The 17,006-nt window shown below is 36.0% G+C and carries 13 protein-coding genes and 1 pseudogene; 13 read left to right on the forward strand and 1 reads right to left on the reverse strand.

Annotated features, from left to right (window positions below; all coding sequences use genetic code 11):
• From GPZ88_RS08795 to ffh, 11 genes and pseudogenes are all read left to right on the forward strand, one after another.
• Entirely contained in the window at nucleotides 1–204 is a 204-nt protein-coding gene (locus GPZ88_RS08795) for a hypothetical protein (RefSeq protein ID WP_074563634.1), read from the forward strand.
• Entirely contained in the window at nucleotides 205–1,620 is a 1,416-nt protein-coding gene (locus tag GPZ88_RS08800) for a Y-family DNA polymerase (protein WP_166044125.1), read from the forward strand.
• A gap of 1 nt (nucleotide 1,621) precedes the next feature.
• Entirely contained in the window at nucleotides 1,622–1,981 is a 360-nt protein-coding gene (locus GPZ88_RS08805) for a hypothetical protein (protein ID WP_166044127.1), read from the forward strand.
• 20 nt (nucleotides 1,982–2,001) lie between these two features.
• A pseudogene (locus tag GPZ88_RS08810) lies at nucleotides 2,002–2,191 on the forward strand (hypothetical protein).
• A gap of 118 nt (nucleotides 2,192–2,309) precedes the next feature.
• On the forward strand, nucleotides 2,310–2,987 hold the full coding sequence (locus GPZ88_RS08815; protein ID WP_166044129.1) for a DNA methyltransferase family protein: 678 nt from the start codon (nucleotides 2,310–2,312) through the stop codon (nucleotides 2,985–2,987).
• Between the two features lie 4 nt (nucleotides 2,988–2,991).
• Nucleotides 2,992–7,401, forward strand: a complete 4,410-nt coding sequence (locus GPZ88_RS08820; protein WP_166044130.1) for an Eco57I restriction-modification methylase domain-containing protein — start codon at nucleotides 2,992–2,994, stop codon at nucleotides 7,399–7,401.
• Between the two features lie 142 nt (nucleotides 7,402–7,543).
• Complete coding sequence (locus tag GPZ88_RS08825) at nucleotides 7,544–7,963, forward strand: Panacea domain-containing protein (protein ID WP_039698258.1); 420 nt, start codon at nucleotides 7,544–7,546, stop codon at nucleotides 7,961–7,963.
• Nucleotides 7,964–7,971: 8 nt separating this feature from the next.
• Entirely contained in the window at nucleotides 7,972–9,087 is a 1,116-nt protein-coding gene (locus tag GPZ88_RS08830) for a hypothetical protein (RefSeq protein WP_166044133.1), read from the forward strand.
• Between the two features lie 264 nt (nucleotides 9,088–9,351).
• Nucleotides 9,352–10,050, forward strand: a complete 699-nt coding sequence (locus GPZ88_RS08835) for a GntR family transcriptional regulator (RefSeq protein WP_166044135.1) — start codon at nucleotides 9,352–9,354, stop codon at nucleotides 10,048–10,050.
• A 302-nt stretch (nucleotides 10,051–10,352) separates the two neighbouring features.
• Nucleotides 10,353–10,685 (forward strand): putative DNA-binding protein, encoded by a 333-nt coding sequence (locus GPZ88_RS08840; protein ID WP_004231629.1) that lies wholly within the window; start codon nucleotides 10,353–10,355, stop codon nucleotides 10,683–10,685.
• A gap of 46 nt (nucleotides 10,686–10,731) precedes the next feature.
• The gene (ffh, locus tag GPZ88_RS08845) at nucleotides 10,732–12,297 is read left to right on the forward strand and encodes a signal recognition particle protein (RefSeq protein WP_033152598.1); all 1,566 of its coding nucleotides are present in this window, start codon (nucleotides 10,732–10,734) and stop codon (nucleotides 12,295–12,297) included.
• A gap of 36 nt (nucleotides 12,298–12,333) precedes the next feature.
• Here the strand turns inward: ffh and GPZ88_RS08850 are convergent, their stop codons facing one another.
• Nucleotides 12,334–13,359, reverse strand: a complete 1,026-nt coding sequence (locus GPZ88_RS08850) for a helix-turn-helix domain-containing protein (RefSeq protein ID WP_166044137.1) — start codon at nucleotides 13,357–13,359, stop codon at nucleotides 12,334–12,336.
• Nucleotides 13,360–13,530: 171 nt separating this feature from the next.
• Here GPZ88_RS08850 and GPZ88_RS08855 point away from each other — a divergent pair, with 171 nt between their 5' ends.
• Both GPZ88_RS08855 and GPZ88_RS08860 read left to right on the forward strand, forming a co-directional pair.
• Nucleotides 13,531–15,267, forward strand: coding sequence for an ABC transporter ATP-binding protein (locus tag GPZ88_RS08855; protein ID WP_206282138.1), 1,737 nt, complete (start codon nucleotides 13,531–13,533; stop codon nucleotides 15,265–15,267).
• On the forward strand, nucleotides 15,264–16,997 hold the full coding sequence (locus GPZ88_RS08860; protein WP_166044142.1) for an ABC transporter ATP-binding protein: 1,734 nt from the start codon (nucleotides 15,264–15,266) through the stop codon (nucleotides 16,995–16,997). The genes GPZ88_RS08855 and GPZ88_RS08860 overlap by 4 nt, the downstream gene beginning before the upstream one ends.
• The last annotated feature ends 9 nt before the right edge of the window (nucleotides 16,998–17,006 follow it).

Genomic DNA, 17,006 nt, shown 5'->3' on the forward strand with positions numbered 1-17,006 from the left:
ATGCGATTAAAAGATATTTTAGATTTAGATTCATATGACTTAGCTCCTGATAGCAAGGTCGAAATTTTTGATATGGATGATTTTGCGGAATCTGTCATGCATCAGCGGTTTTCAAGAGTTTATTTACCAGAAAATCAAGACAGCGAACTCTCACCATATGCCTTTTTAGTCAATGATTCTATCCTGATTACCATGGAGGCTTAGATGGGGTATTTTGATTATTCACGGGAGCCACGCGCAGACATCGCTTTTGTGGATATGAAATCATTTTATGCCAGCGTGGAATGTGTCGACCGTGGTTTGCACCCGTTAAAAACTTCGCTTTGCGTCATGAGCCGTGCTGAAAATGCCAGTGGCTTGATTTTGGCATCTTCACCGACGTTCAAGAAAGTTTTTGGAACGTCAAATGTCAGCCGTGCTTATGATTTGCCGTTTGATGTGCACACGCGTAAGTTTTCTTATTACAATGCCAAACGTCAAGGTTTACCAACGACGCCTGAATATGTCGCTTACATCGAAAATTGGGCAAAGGCGACTTGGATTGTGCCACCGAGAATGAGCCGTTACATCGAGAAAAACCTGGAAATCCAGCATATTTTCCAGAATTACGGTAGCATTGAGGACATTTTGCCTTACTCTATTGATGAAGGCTTTATTGATTTGACCTCGTCGCTGAACTATTTTATCCCTGACAAGACCCTAGGTAAGAAAGAAAAGCTGGATAAGGTTTCTGCCATGATTCAGCGAGAAATTTGGCAAAAGACAGGCATCTACTCAACGGTTGGCATGTCAAATGCCAATCCATTGCTTGCAAAGCTTGCCCTTGATAACGAAGCCAAGCACAATCAGAACATGCGTGCCAATTGGTCTTATGAGGACGTCGAGACTAAGGTTTGGGCGATTCCTAAGATGACTGACTTTTGGGGGATTGGCAGCCGTATGGAAAAGCGTCTTAATAAGCTTGGCATTTTTACCATCAAAGAACTTGCTAATTTCAATCCCGATATTCTCAAGAAAGAGCTTGGTATCGTGGGGGTTGACCTCTTCTTTCATGCTAACGGCATTGATGAAAGCAACGTTCACCAGCCCTACAAGCCTAAGTCTAAGAGTATTGGCAATTCTCAGGTTTTACCACGCGATTATCGTAAGAAGGCCGATATCGAGTTAGTTTTTAGGGAAATGGCAGAGCAGGTTGCCATTCGCCTGAGAAGAGCTCACAAGAAGGCGACAAATGTGTCGATTTATGTCGGCTTTTCAAAGCAAGAGAAAAAGCACCGCATTCAGGCGCAAATGAAAATCGAGCCTAGCAATAACACCAAGCAACTGACTGAGCACGTTTTAACTTTGCTGCGCAAAAAATATGATTCGGGTGCTGTCAGACATATCGCGGTATCTTATTCAGGCTTAGTCGATGAATCGTACACTACGTTTTCCTTATTTGATGACATTGAAAAAATAGAAAAAGAAGAAAGGCTCCAATCAGCTATTGATGCTATTCGTGATCAGTTTGGCTTTACAACTATTCAAAAGGCTAATGCTCTGCAGGAAGCCTCACGCAGTTTAGAGCGCAGCAAATTGGTCGGAGGGCATTCAGCAGGAGGATTGGATGGATTAAGTTAAGATGATTGACCGCAGTTATTTACCATTTCAAGCGGCGCGTGAGCACTACGACAGAGGCATGGAAAAATGGATGGGCTTTTTCTTATCAGAACACACCAGCTCACTAAAAGCTGACAAAACCAAAGAACTCCTACACACCAACCTTACTAAAGACCAAAAAGCCCTTCTCCTAAGCCAACTCTACACCAGCCACCTCACTGGTGTTTTTACAACCGCAAAAGACAAAGACCACAGCCAACAACTCAGAGGCAAAATCACCGAAATCACCCCACAAGAAATCATCATCAAAACAAAATCCCACTACCACCTCATCAAAACCAAGGACATCCTAGCAATCGGCGTCGAAGTCGAGGGAGTGTGAGGAGAGATAAGGAGACTACAATGACCACAAAGGAAGAAGTAAAAAGAATAGTTGATAAATATAACGAAAGCTTTTCAGAGTTATCTAACAATGGCACCGCAAAAGAATTTAAAACTGTGATGAAATACATTGATGAAATACATTGCAGACCAATCCAACAAACGCCAACGACAGTTAGTGGGGCTGGAAGAGGAAGAACGTGAAGACTAACCAAGAATAACTTACCAAGTTTTATAAAGAGCTAGGTAAGTTTTTTATTTGAATGGTCAAGATTTTTTGATTTTAAGTGATATAATAGAAAGCAACGAAACGTTTTCAGGAGGAAACTTTGGAAGAGAAGCTAATTAAATCAAAACATAGAGTTCAAAAACATGGTGAAGTCTTCACACCTTCTTGGATGGTGCAAAAAATGCTAGACACTCCAGGGGTGAAAGAAGCTTGTGAAAATGTTTCAGCAACTTTTTTAGAGCCTGCAGCTGGTGATGGGAATTTTTTGCTTGCTATCCTTGAGAGAAAATTACAAGCAGTTGCCGACCAATACGATGAAAGAAATTGGAAAACCAAATCACTAGTTGCCTTATCTTCGATTTACGGTATAGAATTTTTAGAGGATAATCTAGAAGTTGCTCGCTCAAGGATGTTTTTATATTATCTTGACTGGTATGAAAAGCATTTTGGAGAGAGACTTAGTAGCAAAAGTGACATCTACCAATCTGCTCACTATTTGATTCATAAAAATATCATTAGAGGTAATACTCTTACGAAAGAACACCCAGTGACAGGTGAGCCACTAATGTTTAATGAATGGCAGGTTGTAAAGGGGCATCCGAGTACGGTGAAAAAAATTCCTTTTGCATTTGCAGAACTGTTTGGCGAAGAGGTTGAACACGATACTAGTGTCGTTGAAGGTCAGCTAAGTTTATTTGATTTTGACGATGAAGATGATGAACCTAAAGAAGAGATTAAAGAAATAAACATTCAAAAAGTTTATAAGTTAGGAGATTAGTTTTATGAATGTTGAGTCAAATTTTGACTTTTTAACAATAGATTTAGATACAGCAGAGCTGTTTACAACAGCTAACATGGCTGAGAAGAGTTATACTCAAGAAGATTATGAAACAACTTTGTTTAAGGTTAGAAAAATTGCCGAAAATACAGCTTGGTTAATTGCTGACCGTGAATACATGGATATTCCTGAGAGAACCAATTTTAATGGTGTCTTGAGACTTATAAAAGATCGTATTGATGATACCAATGTTGTTGATTATTTTTACAAAATAAAACAGCTTGGTAATGATTCTGCACATAACATTAATTCTAAAGATGCGACAAAAGAAAATGCTTTAGATGCCTTACAAGATATTTTTTACATTTTGGTCTGGTTTGTTATTAAATATGTTGATCCAGATGTTAGTCAAGAATGGTATCATCAGTTTCTAGAGCCACAAGCACAAGAACTTTATAGTACTGCTACTCGTAAATTCATTTATATCCAAACCGTCAAAAATGAAAATGGTTTGTTTAATGCTTACGATGGTAGCCATAAAATTGGCGAAGGTTCTATTTCAGAAGATGACTTAGAGGCAGACTGGTCACCAAATAGTGACTTTTTACGAGAAGCGGCTCCAAAGCGTATTAAGCAGTATATGACAACTTCTGGTCTTCCTTATACACTTGGGTGGGTAGAACTTGCTTACAAGAAATCAACTAAAACTTGGTTCCACGATAAAGATGTCCATAAAGTTTTAACTCGTTCTGGTATTAATCATTCTAAATACCTTGAAGGAAATGAGTGGTTTGAAACAGACTTAGAAACAGCTAAACAAGCTATTAAGGCAGTTAAAGAAGGACGTGAATATCTTCAAAATATTATCGAAGAAACACCACAAGCTGAAACAAGAATTGAACTTCGTCCTGAGCAAAAAGAAGCCGTTGCTAAAACTCAAAAAGTCTTTAAGAAAAAAGACAAAATGCTTTGGAATGCCAAAATGCGTTTTGGTAAAACAATGACTTCTTTACAATTAATCAAAGAAGAGCAATTTCAAAAAGTCCTTATCATGACTCACCGCCCTGTAGTATCGGACTCTTGGTTTGAAGACTATCGTAAGTTAAAAATGGATGAAGCAGGCTATGAGTATGGTTCAGTTAACAAAGGTGCTCATATTACTTCATTGAAAAAAGGTGATAAACCTTTTATCTATTTTGCTTCGATTCAATTATTGCGTTATAACAATGGTGAAACAAACTTAAAAGACTTTGCTGATGTTGATTGGGACTTGATTATTATCGATGAAGCCCATGAAGGCACACAGACAGAACTTAGTGATATTGTTCTTAAACAGCTTGTTAAAGAACATACTAAGATTTTGGAGCTTTCTGGTACTCCGTTTAATCTACTAGATCAATTTGATGAAGATCAAGTGTATACATGGGACTATACCATGGAACAACAAGCTAAGACAAAATGGAAGTATGAACATCCTGATGAACCTAATCCATATGATTCTTTGCCAAAAGTGCTCATGTATACTTTTGAAATGAAGAATAAAGCGAAGTTTATGGATGAAAGCAAATCCTTTAACTTTAGAGAGTTCTTCAGAACAGATGAAAATGAGCAGCTCGTCTATAAAAAAGAAGTCAATGCGTTTCTAGATAATATTACAAATAAAGATAGCAAAACAAACTATCCATTTTCAACGCCTGAATATCGTAATGAACTTCGTCATACCCTCTGGATTATGCCTGGTGTTAAAGAAGCGAATGCTTTTGAAAATTTACTGAATGAGCACCCTATCTTTGGTAAAGAATATAAAATTGTAAATGTCGTTCGCGGAAGTTATACAGATAACGGCGTGACAAATGAAGCTGATATCGAAAAAGTTAGAAATGCTATTACAGACGATCCAACAGCAACTAAAACTATTACACTAACTGTTCGTAAATTAACAACAGGTGTTAACGTCCCTCAATGGACAGCTGTTATGTTCTTGTCTAATACTAATAGTGCTATGAACTATCTGCAAGCAGCCTTCCGTGCACAAACACCTTACTCACATGAAAAACTAGGTAAAAAAGAACGTTGTTATATCTTTGACTTTGCTCCAGATCGTGCTTTGACTGTTATGGCAGAAAGTGCTCAAATCAATACAGGTGTTGGTAAGAAAAATACTTCGGACCAAAAGCAAGCTATGACTAATCTTTTGAACTTCCTACCAATCCTAGGTAGTTCAGAGACTGGCATGAAGACTTATGATGTCGACAATATGCTAACGCAGCTTAAGAGGGTTTATGCTGAAAAAGCAGTGCGTTCAGGATTTGAAGATGATAGCCTTTATAATGATAGACTACTTACCTTAACAGCTGAAGATGCTAGCATGTTTAATAAATTGAATGCTATCGTTGGTAAGACGCAAAAACAAAAAGTCAAAAATACTATAACTGTTAATGAAAATGGTTTAACCGATCCAGAATACGAAGCTGGTGAAAAAGCTAAGAAAAAACCAGCTCGCAAACGTACTGAAGAAGAAAAAGCGCTTATCGAAAAGATTAAAGAAGCTAAAAAAGATAGACAAAAACTGATTTCTATCCTTCGTGGGGTGTCAATCCGTATTCCAATGATGATTTACGGAATGAAAGTTGATTTTGATAAGGATATCACCATTAAAGACTTTATTAACAAAGTCGATGATGAATCTTGGAAAGAATTCATGCCAAAAGGTTTCACTAAAGGCATGTTTAGTGAAATCACGAAGTATTATGATGCTGAAGTCTTTATCGAGGCAGGACGTATCATTCGTCAGCGTGCCAAATCATTTGACTCACTAGACTTTATCGAGCGTGCAGAGAGAGTTTCAGAGCTATTTGGGTCATTTAAAAATCCTGATAAAGAAACAGTTTTGACACCGTGGCGCGTGGTCAATATGCAGACAGCAAAAAGCGTTGGTGGACTTAATTTCTACGATGATGACTTTACATCAACAACCAACGGAGCTACTTCTAACCTTCATTGGGTAGAAAAAGATATCACAAGTGAGATTTATCATCCAGAAACTAAAATCTTAGATATTAACTCAAAAACAGGACTCTATCCGCTCCATGCAGCTATTAGCTTGTACTATCAAAAAGTCGTGGCAAACGATGATAGTCACTTTGAAGCAGATAAAGTCTATCAAGATATCTTAGCTAATAATGTTTATGCTGTTGCGAAAACACCAATGGCAAAAACAATTACCGAACGCACATTGACAGGATATCGTGATTATAAGACAAACGTAAAATACATCGAAGACCTTACAGATATTCTTAAAAATGATATCGAAGAAGGCAAACAAAAAGTAGAGGAGGCATTCAATCAAGTGAAATTTGACGTCGTAATCGGAAACCCTCCATATCAGGAAAGTGCTACAGATAAAGTAATGAGAGCTGGTCATCAGCAGCGGGTTAATAATGTATTTCATTTGTTCCAACAATTATCAGATGAGTTGAAGCCAAATCATTCTGTTTTAATTTATCCTGGTGGAAGATGGATGCAACAATCTGGACGAGGAATGCAAGAATTTGGAACTAAACTAATTAATAGCCCTCAGCTTAGTCATTTAATTTATTATCCTAATGCGAATGATGTATTTGGAGATGTTTCAATTTCTGATGGGATTTCAGTAGTACATAAGGATTATTCTAAGGAAATAAATGGATTTGACTATGTTCTTGCTGAAAATGGAAGTTTTATAGAAACCAAAAGAAAGAATCCTGGTGAACAAACTTTTATCATATACCCAATTGATGAATCAATTGTAAATAAAATCAATAAATTCGTAATTGATAATAATTTAGATTATTTATCATCGTCTTCAACAATTAATCAAAAACTTTTCCAAATTGAAAGTAATTTTGTTGAGATGAATCCTGATAAGGTAGAGCTTTATACTGGTCAAAAAATCGATAAGAGTACACAGATAAAATTATTGGCTAATGATAAAGCCGGAAAAGCTGGTAGAGCTACATGGTTTGTTGCTAATCGTGATGTTATTAAGGTTCGTAGAGAATTGATTGATAAATACAAAGTTGTTGTTTCTAGTGCTAATGCTGGTGGTCAGAAGAGGGATAATCAGTTAGCAATTTTAGAACCACATACTGCATTTGGAAGAAGTCGATTAGCACTGAAGGCATTTGATACAGAAGTAGAAGCTCAAAACTTCTACAAGTATGTAAGCTCATATTTTATTCGATTTGCTTTCTTATTAACTGATGAAAATCTTTCATCATTAGCTAAATTGGTGCCTGATTTACTTGACTATAGTGATTCACAAAAATTAATTGATTTTTCTAATGATGTAGATAGTCAACTGTTTGCTGTTTTAGACTTAACAGGTGAGGAGATTCAGAGAATAAAACAAAGAGTTGATACTATTCGCTCTTAACACACTATTACGAATAAAACAAATCTTATATATTCAAAAAAATTAAAAAAACATTTGAATATAGAGTCTGATTGATATATAATGCTTATAAGGACGCGGGTATTTTTACCTGCGTTATTTCATACAAAGGAGACTCATTCTTATGTCTATGGAAAAATTAGCAAATCATATTATAGCCGTAGCGCAAGAAAAAAACCTCTCAATAACAAATTTACAATTGCAAAAGGTTATGTATTTTACAATTAGATTAGCAAGACTTGAAAAAAGTGAAAATGACGATGAGCTAAAAAAATTATATGATAAAAAGTTCTATGTTTGGAAATATGGTCCAGTAATTCCTGAAATTTATGATAAATACAAAAAGTTCGGTTCAGATCCTATAACAGGAATCTTTTCTCAAGAGGATGAATACAAAAAATGGAACGACAATATTGTAAATCTTTTATCTATTAGTGTTTTTAAACTTGTCAACTTATCGCATAATATTGAATTTTGGCAAAAGAATAGTCCTAGTATAAATGGATATAGAAGCGATGTAGCATACGAGTTGGAAGATATTTAATTTAGAATATGGAAGAAATACAGCAGTTAAAAAATAATTTAGACGAAAAAATATTAAGTGAGTTTTTTGTAAATTATGGAAACTTTTTAAAAAATTTTACAAAAACAGTTGTTGAAGACATTGAAAAGGAGGGGGCAAAAGAAAGCGATTTAATTAGTCGCTTAAAAATTTCTAATATACAAGTTCGTGATGATTCTCGATATAGAAGCGAAATAACGACAGACTTAGAAAATCTTGCTGTTGAATTAACTAATTCTCATATTTCACATGTTGATTATTCTAGGATTAGTCAGTTAGTGATTGATTTGAAAAGTAATAGTAAGAATGATGATGAATCAGATATCTCATCTCTTTCGGATTATATTGAAGCATCAAAACAATCGTTAAGGGATTTGATTCACAAATTTGAGCAAAATAATACTGATTGTTCATTTAGTGCAGGCTCTCTTGTAGTTTTACATAAAATCATTGAACATACGTCACTTATCAATATTCAATATAGTAATTTATACGAAAGTCAAGAGCGAGAATTAAAAGAGTTACTCGAACAAATTGAAAGTGCAAAAATAGACCTTTCAAAGATTACTAAAGATTTTGAAACAAAATCAAAAGATTTTGAAACAAAATCAAAAGATTTTGAGGAAAAATTTAAAAGTCTCAATGTTGAAATAATATCAGTGCTGGGGATTTTTGCCTCTATCATTTTTGCAGTATTCGGTGGTGTCTCACAACTTGGAGCTTTGGGAGGTAAATTAACTACAACCAGTGTTAGTAAAATTTTTATTTTTGTAGGTGCATCATCATTTGTCCTCTTTAGCGTTGTATTCATGGCCTTTGCTGCAACAGCTCGATTAACAGGCCGTGAACTAAGATCTTGTGGTTGCTTAGAAAAAAATAACGGTGAGAAATGTCAACATAAAATATATGAGCGATACCCTATTTATACTATATCAGTTATCATATCACTTATTATTCTAATTTTAGGAGTTTTAGGAAATCGAGGGGTATATCCTGTGATATTAAACATTCTACAATTAATGTTTAATAATTTGCCAAACAGAGAAATTATTTGGAAAATATTATCGATATGGTTTCAGATGATAGAAAAATTTGGTATGCTTTGAGTACAAACATGATTGAAGGAGCAAACAACAGTTGAGGACGTTAAACGATTGAAAGAAGAAGTAATAGCTTTAAGTTTAAAAGAAAAGTACTAACTACTAGTTTAGTACTTTTTTATTATCTCCTTCCCCAATTCCCCAGCGTCAGCAAATTCTCCCTTCGTTGTCCCGCCATTTTCCAAAAGAAATGATACCGTGACTAAAAACTTCCTTGATTTTATGCTAAAATAGAGCTAAGTTATTTAGAACAGAACGGGAGTAGAGGTTATGATTCCAGCGTATATTAGAATTCATGATGCGTTAAAGAAAAAGATTGACGATGGTTTTTGGGAGATTGGTCAGCGTTTGCCGAGTGAGCGTGATTTGGCGGATGACTACGAGGTGAGTCGTATGACGCTTCGTCAGGCGATTACGCTTTTGGTGGAAGAAGGGATTCTTGAGCGCCGTGTGGGTAGCGGGACTTATGTGGCGAGTCATCGTGTGCAAGAGAAGATGCGCGGGACAACGAGTTTCACAGAGATTGTGCGTTCGCAAGGCAAGACCCCGTCATCTCAGGTGGTTTCTTATCAGCGTAAGCCTGCCAATGAAACAGAGATTCAGCAGTTGCAACTGAAACCTAGTGATTATGTGGTTCGTATGGAGCGCGTGCGTTATGCGGATAATGTGCCTTTAGTTTTTGAGGTGGCGTCAATCCCAGAGAAGTTGATTCGTGAGTTTAAGCGTGAGGATATCACGGAGCATTTCTTCCAGACTTTGACGGATAATGGTTATGAGATTGGTAAGAGTCAGCAAACCATTTATGCTAAAAATGCGAGTGAGCGCGTGGCTAATTATCTTAAAGTGCCTAAAAATCATGCGGTGCTTGCCTTGACTCAGGTGTCATATTTCTCAGATGGACGTCCATTTGAGTACGTACACAGTCAGTATGTTGGCGACCGCTTTGAATTTTATTTGGAGAATAATTAAAAATAAGAGAGCAAGAAAACTTGCTCTCTTTTGTCATCAAATATAAAAAAGGTAGAGAACCCTCGGGGATTTTCCTTTAAAAAATCAAGGCGGCAGCACCTCTACCTAGTTCAAATGCACTCTTTGGATAAATCGTCACCGATTTAAACTCAGTCTCAACCTTGCTTTATTGTATCATTTTAGAGAAAGTTACACTAATTTTTGCTTCTAAACTGATATCGCTTACGCTTTTTGTGACTTATTGGGTGTGATTAACCAATTCTGACTATTAAAATCAGGCAAAATATGGTAAAATAAAGGCTATGGAAATTGAAAAAACCAATCGTATGAATGCTCTTTTTGAGTTTTATGCTGCTTTGTTAACGGACAAGCAGATGAATTATATTGAACTGTATTATGCGGATGACTATAGCTTGGCTGAGATTGCTGAGGAATTTGGTGTTAGCCGTCAAGCAGTTTATGACAATATCAAACGAACTGAAAAGATTTTAGAAGCTTATGAGATGAAGCTACACATGTATTCGGACTATATTGTTCGTAGTCAGATTTTTGATGAGATTTTGGATAAATACCCATCAGATGACTTTTTGAAAGAAAAAATTGCGATTTTGAGCAGTATTGATAACCGAGATTAATTTACAGATAATTGATAATTTATAGATTTAGGTAGGAGAATTTATTATGGCTTTTGAAAGTTTGACAGAACGCCTGCAAGGGGTTTTTAAAAATATTCGTGGAAAGAAAAAGCTATCTGAAAAAGATGTTCAAGAAGTAACCAAAGAGATTCGTTTGGCTTTGCTTGAAGCCGACGTTGCTTTGCCAGTCGTTAAAACATTTATCAAACGCGTTCGCGAACGTGCAGTTGGTCACGAAATCATTGATACACTTGACCCAACACAACAAATCGTTAAAATCGTTAACGAAGAATTAACAGAAATCCTTGGTTCTGAAACAGCTGAGCTTGAAAAATCACCTAAAATTCCTACAATCATTATGATGGTCGGTCTTCAAGGTGCTGGTAAAACAACATTTGCTGGTAAATTGGCTAACAAGCTGATTAAAGAAGAAAAAGCACGTCCAATGATGATTGCGGCTGATATCTATCGTCCAGCAGCCATCGACCAATTGAAGACTCTTGGTAGCCAAATCAACGTTCCAGTCTTTGATATGGGAACTGACCATTCAGCCGTTGAAATCGTAACAAACGGTCTTGCACAAGCTAAAGAAAACCACAACGATTACGTTATCATCGATACAGCCGGTCGTCTGCAAATTGATGAAGCTTTGATGCAAGAACTTCGTGATGTTAAAGCTCTCGCTAAACCAAATGAAATTCTTTTGGTTGTTGATAGCATGATTGGTCAAGAAGCTGCCAATGTCGCTGACGAATTCAACAAACAATTGGATATCACAGGGGTTGTCTTGACTAAGATTGATGGTGATACACGTGGTGGTGCGGCGCTTTCTATCCGCGAAATCACTGGTAAACCGATCAAATTCACTGGTACTGGTGAAAAAATCACTGATATCGAAACATTCCACCCAGACCGTATGTCAAGCCGTATCCTCGGCATGGGTGATTTGCTCACACTGATTGAAAAAGCAAGTCAAGAATACGATGAAAAACGTTCAATGGAACTCGCTGAAAAAATGCGTGAGAACACCTTTGACTTTAACGATTTCATCGAGCAACTTGACCAAGTGCAAAATATGGGACCAATGGAAGATCTTCTTAAAATGATTCCTGGCATGGCTAATAACCCTGCACTTAAAAACTTTAAAGTTGATGAAAAAGCTGTCGCTCGTAAACGTGCTATCGTGTCATCAATGACACCTGAAGAACGTGAAAATCCTGATTTGCTAACACCTAGCCGCCGTCGTCGTATTGCAGCTGGTTCAGGTAACAGCTTTGTTGACGTCAATAAATTCATCAAAGATTTCAACCAAGCAAAACAAATGATGCAAGGTGTCATGTCTGGTGACATGGAAAAAATGATGAAGAAAATGGGTATCAATCCAAATAATCTTCCTAAAAATATGCCAAACGGCATGGATATGTCATCACTTGAAGGCATGATGGGTGGAAACGGTATGCCAGACCTTTCAGCGCTTGGTGGAGACATGGACCTTAGCCAAATGATGGGTGGCGGCTTCAAAGGTAAAATTGGTGAATTTGCTATGAAACAATCAATGAAACGCATGGCAAACAAAATGAAAAAAGCTAAGAAAAAACGTAATAAAAAATAAAATCATACAAAAAGCACGAGGTTAACTCGTGCTTTTTTACTTCGGATTTTCAGTGGCTGTCTTTACGTCACAGAGTTTATTGAGGCAGTTGTGACATGGGCTTTTTTCTTTGTTTTTAGGTTGTTTTTTGATGTCGTGCGGGTAGATGCCAATATATTTCTTAAATAAACTTGAGAAGCGGCTGTGAGAAGTATAACCAACAGCGATGGCGACCTCTTTGATTTCAAGTTGAGTTGTCATTAAGAGGTGCTCTGCTAGTGCCATACGACGTCGCTGGATGTATTCGGTGATTGTCATATGATATTTGGTTTTAAAAGCTGTTTTTAGCTTGGTTTTACTCATCATAGCGATTTTAGCCAGCAAATCCTGTGGTATTGTTGCCATTAAGTGATCATTGATATAATGGCGGACATTGTCCAAAGCAACACTGTCTTCTTGGCTGATTTCCTGCTCATTTTGTGTAGCATAATAGTTGTTAATAATGCTACTAAGCCATTCTTTAGCCTTGATTTCATAGAAAAGTTCGCTAGCAGAAGAGCCTAGTTTATAATGTAAAATGTCATCAGCAATTTTTCCAAGTCCCGCTCCAAGAAAATGATTGGCTTCTTTGAAAATGTGACACAAATCATCTGGTTTTAATTGATAGCGCCCAACAAGACAATCGTCGATAATTTTTTGTTTAAAATCAAAACAGACCGCTTGAAAATTAGTATGCTCATGCAGCAAGGTCTGAAGAATCTGATGTTGATTACAAATCACAAAACTATCGTTGCTTGATAGTTGTTGATAGGGTGGTAAAATCTCACCATTTGCTGAAATAATATGAGCTGAAAAAAGTGCAGTATCAGGAAAACGTGACAAGTCGCAACAATAAATGGTCTCTTTTTTTAAATCAAAATCAAAAATACTGACTCGAAAATATTCAGTATCATAGGTCCAATAAAAGCCTTCCAAATCATCGCAAGATAAGTAATAACTTTGTCCATGAGGGGCAAAGCGACTACAATTTGGCAGTAAAATAGCCTTTTCTTTGATATTATCATTAAAAAAGATAGCAGACATAAGGACTCCTTTGATAAAATGATACGATTAGTCAAATGCTACAATTCGTCATAATATTCTTTATGCATTGAATACATAATTATTACATGCTAGAATGTATGTCAAATCCATTATAATGCTAAAATGCTTATTTATCAATATTTTGGATAAAAATATAAAGGAGTTCATATGATTAAGGTTTATAAAAAGTTATTTTCTTATGTACCTGAATATAAATATCTGGCTTATCTTGCTATTTTATTAGCGGCGATTTCATCAGTCTTTACAATAGGTGCTTTTTATGACATGTATCTCTTTTTAAACCATCTAATTGTTCAGAATAATGCGACAAATATTGCCCATTATGCTAAAACGGTTGTTGGTTTTATGATGACTGGGATTGGTATTTACCTCATTTCAGGGCTATTAACCCACATAGTAGCTTTTCGTTTGGAAACTAATCTTAGAAAAAAAGGGATTGACGCTTTGAGTCAATCAAATTTTGCTTATTTTGATACTCATACATCAGGATACATTCGTAAAACCATTGATGATAATGCTGCAGAAACACATACGATTGTTGCTCATTTGATTCCTGATAATACAACAAGTGTCATGACTTTGCTATTGCTGGTTCTTGCAACTTTTGCAGTTAATGTTTATCTGGGACTTGCTTTAATTCTGTTAGCAGTGGTTGCTTTGTTGCAGATTAAACAGATGATGGGAAACGCTGAGTTCATGGATGCTTATATGAAAGCTTTGGAAAAAATGAATAGTGAAACCGTTGAATATGTTCGCGGGATGCAAGTTATCAAGATTTTCAAAACTTCTGTACAATCCTTTAAAGCTCTTTATACAGCTATTAAATCTTATTCAGATTATGCTCTCAATTATAGCTTTTCTTGTCGTACAGCCTTCATTATCTTTCAAGTAATGTTTGCGACTTACGCTACTTTGATTGTGCCAATTTACTTATATTTCGTACCGCAATCACAACAATTAGCTCTGCTACCAAAATTTATTTTCTTCTATTTTGCGGTTGGTTTGCTTTATGTTACCTTTATGAGGATCATGTATGTTTTCATGTATCAGTATAAAGGAAGTGTCTCAGCAGAAAAGATTGAAACTTTGTACAATGATATGACCAGCCAGCGTGTAGCTCTTGGAGATGAAGAACTTCTTGAAAATGGTAATATCATCTTTGATCACGTAAGTTTTGGTTATGAAGATCAAAAAGTTATTGACAATCTGTCATTTGAATTGGAAGAAAACAAGGTCTATGCCTTTGTTGGAAGTAGTGGTAGTGGGAAATCAACAATTGCCAAATTGATTGCTGGACATTATCGAGTTGATAGCGGAAGTATCAAATTAGGTGGAAAACCCATTGAATCCTATAGTCAGGATGCTTTGATGGGACAAATTGCATTTGTCTTTCAACAATCAAAACTTTTTAAAATGTCTATTTTTGACAATGTCAAAATCGGTAATCCAAATGCAAGCGATGAAGAGGTTATGAAAGCCTTGAAATTAGCCTCATGTGAAGAAATTCTTGATAAATTCCCTGAACGTGAACAAACGATGATTGGTTCCAAAGGTGTTTATCTTTCAGGCGGTGAAAAACAACGCATTGCTATCGCACGCGCCATTCTAAAAGATGCTAAAATCGTTATTTTAGATGAAGCATCAGCTTCTACAGACGTTAATAATGAATACCAAATCCAAAAAGCTTTTGCTAATTTAATTGCTCATAAAACGGTTATTATCATTGCACACCGTTTATCATCAATTAAAGGTGTTGATGATATTTTAGTGATTGATAAAGGTCAAATTATTGAACGTGGTAACAGTAATGAATTACTGGAAAAAGGTGGTAAATATAAAGCCTTTAGCGATCTTTACGCATCAGCAAATGAATGGAGGGTGTCATGAAAAAGAAATTACAAGAACTTTTTGCCTTGACTGAACACGGTGCAAGTCGTTTATTATATGCTTGCGTCACGGGATTATTTGTATCAGCAGCAGAATTAACACCGATTATCTTGATGATGTACTACATCAAGCATATCTTGGCACAGGAAACTCTTTCTTTTTGGACAGTTATTCTAGGTTTAGTTTTAGTTGCTGCAGTGACTTATGGCTTTTTCTACATCGATTATAATGCGACTTATACGGCTACTTATCAAGAAAGTGCTGATCTTCGGATTGATATTGCTGATACTTTACAAAAAATGCCTTTATCGTATTTCTCACAACGTGATTTGACAGATTTGTCACAAACCTTGATGAGTGATGTGGAACGTCTTGAACATGCTCTTAGCCATGCGATTTCTAAAACGATTGGCTTTGTCCTTTACTTTATTTTATTAACGATTACGCTTTTTTTCATCAATCTTCCTTTAGCTTTGTGTATTTTTATCCCCATTTTTCTAGCTTTTTTAGCACTTATTTTGTCAAAAAATATGCAAAAGAGAGCTGTTAAGAAATACTGGAAACAGCTCCGCGAAAACTCTGATAGTTTCCAAGAAGCCATTGAATTACAGGAAGAAATAAAAGCTTACAATTTAAGACAAACCATCCATGATAAGCTTTATCAGCAAATGGAAAAAAGTGAAAAAATCCATATTATTTCTGAAGTCCTTCAAGGTATTCCAATTAATATATCCAACTCAATTATCAGATTGACAATCGGATTGGTGATTTTGGTTGGAACAAATCTTTATTTCCAAGGTCAAGTGAGTCTTCTGGTTTTGCTGATGTTTATTCTACTTGCTATCAAAGTTTCTGACAGTACTGAAAACATTGTTTTAAATGTCGGTGAAATTCTCTACATTGACTCAGCTGTTAAAAATATTAAAGAACTTCGTGCAGTCAAACAACAAAGTGGACAAGATGTTACTCTCAAGCATTTTGACATCGAACTCAAAAATGTTGGCTTTGCTTATAAAGATGGACAAAAGATCATCGACGGTGTATCTTTTGTTGCCAAACAAAATGAAATCACAGCACTTGTCGGACCATCAGGATGTGGTAAAACAACCCTATTAAGACTTTTATCTCGCTTGTATGATTATCAAGAAGGTCAAATCACTATTGACGGCAAGAACATCCAAGACATTAGCACCAATAGTTTATTTGATAACATCTCAATTGTCTTTCAAGACGTTACGTTGTTTGATAATACGATTTTGGAAAATATTCGCCTTGGTCGACCAGATGCAACAGATGAAGAAGTAAAAGAAGCTGCTCGTCTGGCAAATTGTCAACATTTTGTTGAAAAATTACCAGAAGGTTATGAAACAAGAATTGGTGAAAATGGGGCAAAATTATCTGGCGGAGAACGTCAACGTATATCTATTGCACGTGCCATTTTGAAACAGGCACCAATTGTTATCCTTGATGAAATCACTTCATCACTCGATATTGAAAATGAAAAGTTGATTCAAGATAGTTTAAATTATTTATTACAAGGTAAGACCGTGATTATCATCTCACACCGTCTTAAATCCATTGAAAATGCAGATAAGATTGTTGTGATGAAAGATGGTCAGGTTGACGGTATTGGTAAGCATCGTGATTTGCTTGAAAAATCAGCTGTTTACCGTGATCTCATTGAAACATCGCAAAAAATTGAAGAGTTCAAATATCAAAAGAATGCTTAGGAGAAAAAG

This window comes from Streptococcus ruminicola (assembly GCF_011387195.1).
GTDB classification, from domain to species: domain Bacteria; phylum Bacillota; class Bacilli; order Lactobacillales; family Streptococcaceae; genus Streptococcus; species Streptococcus ruminicola.

Excerpts from the sequence above, each read along its gene's own strand:
- ffh (WP_033152598.1), top strand. The coding sequence starts at position 10,732 with ATGGCTTTTGAAAGTTTGACAGAACGCCTGCAAGGGGTTTTTAAAAAT.
- GPZ88_RS08835 (WP_166044135.1), top strand. The coding sequence starts at position 9,352 with ATGATTCCAGCGTATATTAGAATTCATGATGCGTTAAAGAAAAAGATT.
- GPZ88_RS08795 (WP_074563634.1), top strand. The coding sequence starts at position 1 with ATGCGATTAAAAGATATTTTAGATTTAGATTCATATGACTTAGCTCCT.
- GPZ88_RS08825 (WP_039698258.1), top strand. The coding sequence starts at position 7,544 with ATGTCTATGGAAAAATTAGCAAATCATATTATAGCCGTAGCGCAAGAA.
- GPZ88_RS08850 (WP_166044137.1), bottom strand. The coding sequence starts at position 13,359 with ATGTCTGCTATCTTTTTTAATGATAATATCAAAGAAAAGGCTATTTTA.
- GPZ88_RS08830 (WP_166044133.1), top strand. The coding sequence starts at position 7,972 with ATGGAAGAAATACAGCAGTTAAAAAATAATTTAGACGAAAAAATATTA.
- GPZ88_RS08860 (WP_166044142.1), top strand. The coding sequence starts at position 15,264 with ATGAAAAAGAAATTACAAGAACTTTTTGCCTTGACTGAACACGGTGCA.
- GPZ88_RS08800 (WP_166044125.1), top strand. The coding sequence starts at position 205 with ATGGGGTATTTTGATTATTCACGGGAGCCACGCGCAGACATCGCTTTT.
- GPZ88_RS08820 (WP_166044130.1), top strand. The coding sequence starts at position 2,992 with ATGAATGTTGAGTCAAATTTTGACTTTTTAACAATAGATTTAGATACA.
- GPZ88_RS08805 (WP_166044127.1), top strand. The coding sequence starts at position 1,622 with ATGATTGACCGCAGTTATTTACCATTTCAAGCGGCGCGTGAGCACTAC.
- GPZ88_RS08840 (WP_004231629.1), top strand. The coding sequence starts at position 10,353 with ATGGAAATTGAAAAAACCAATCGTATGAATGCTCTTTTTGAGTTTTAT.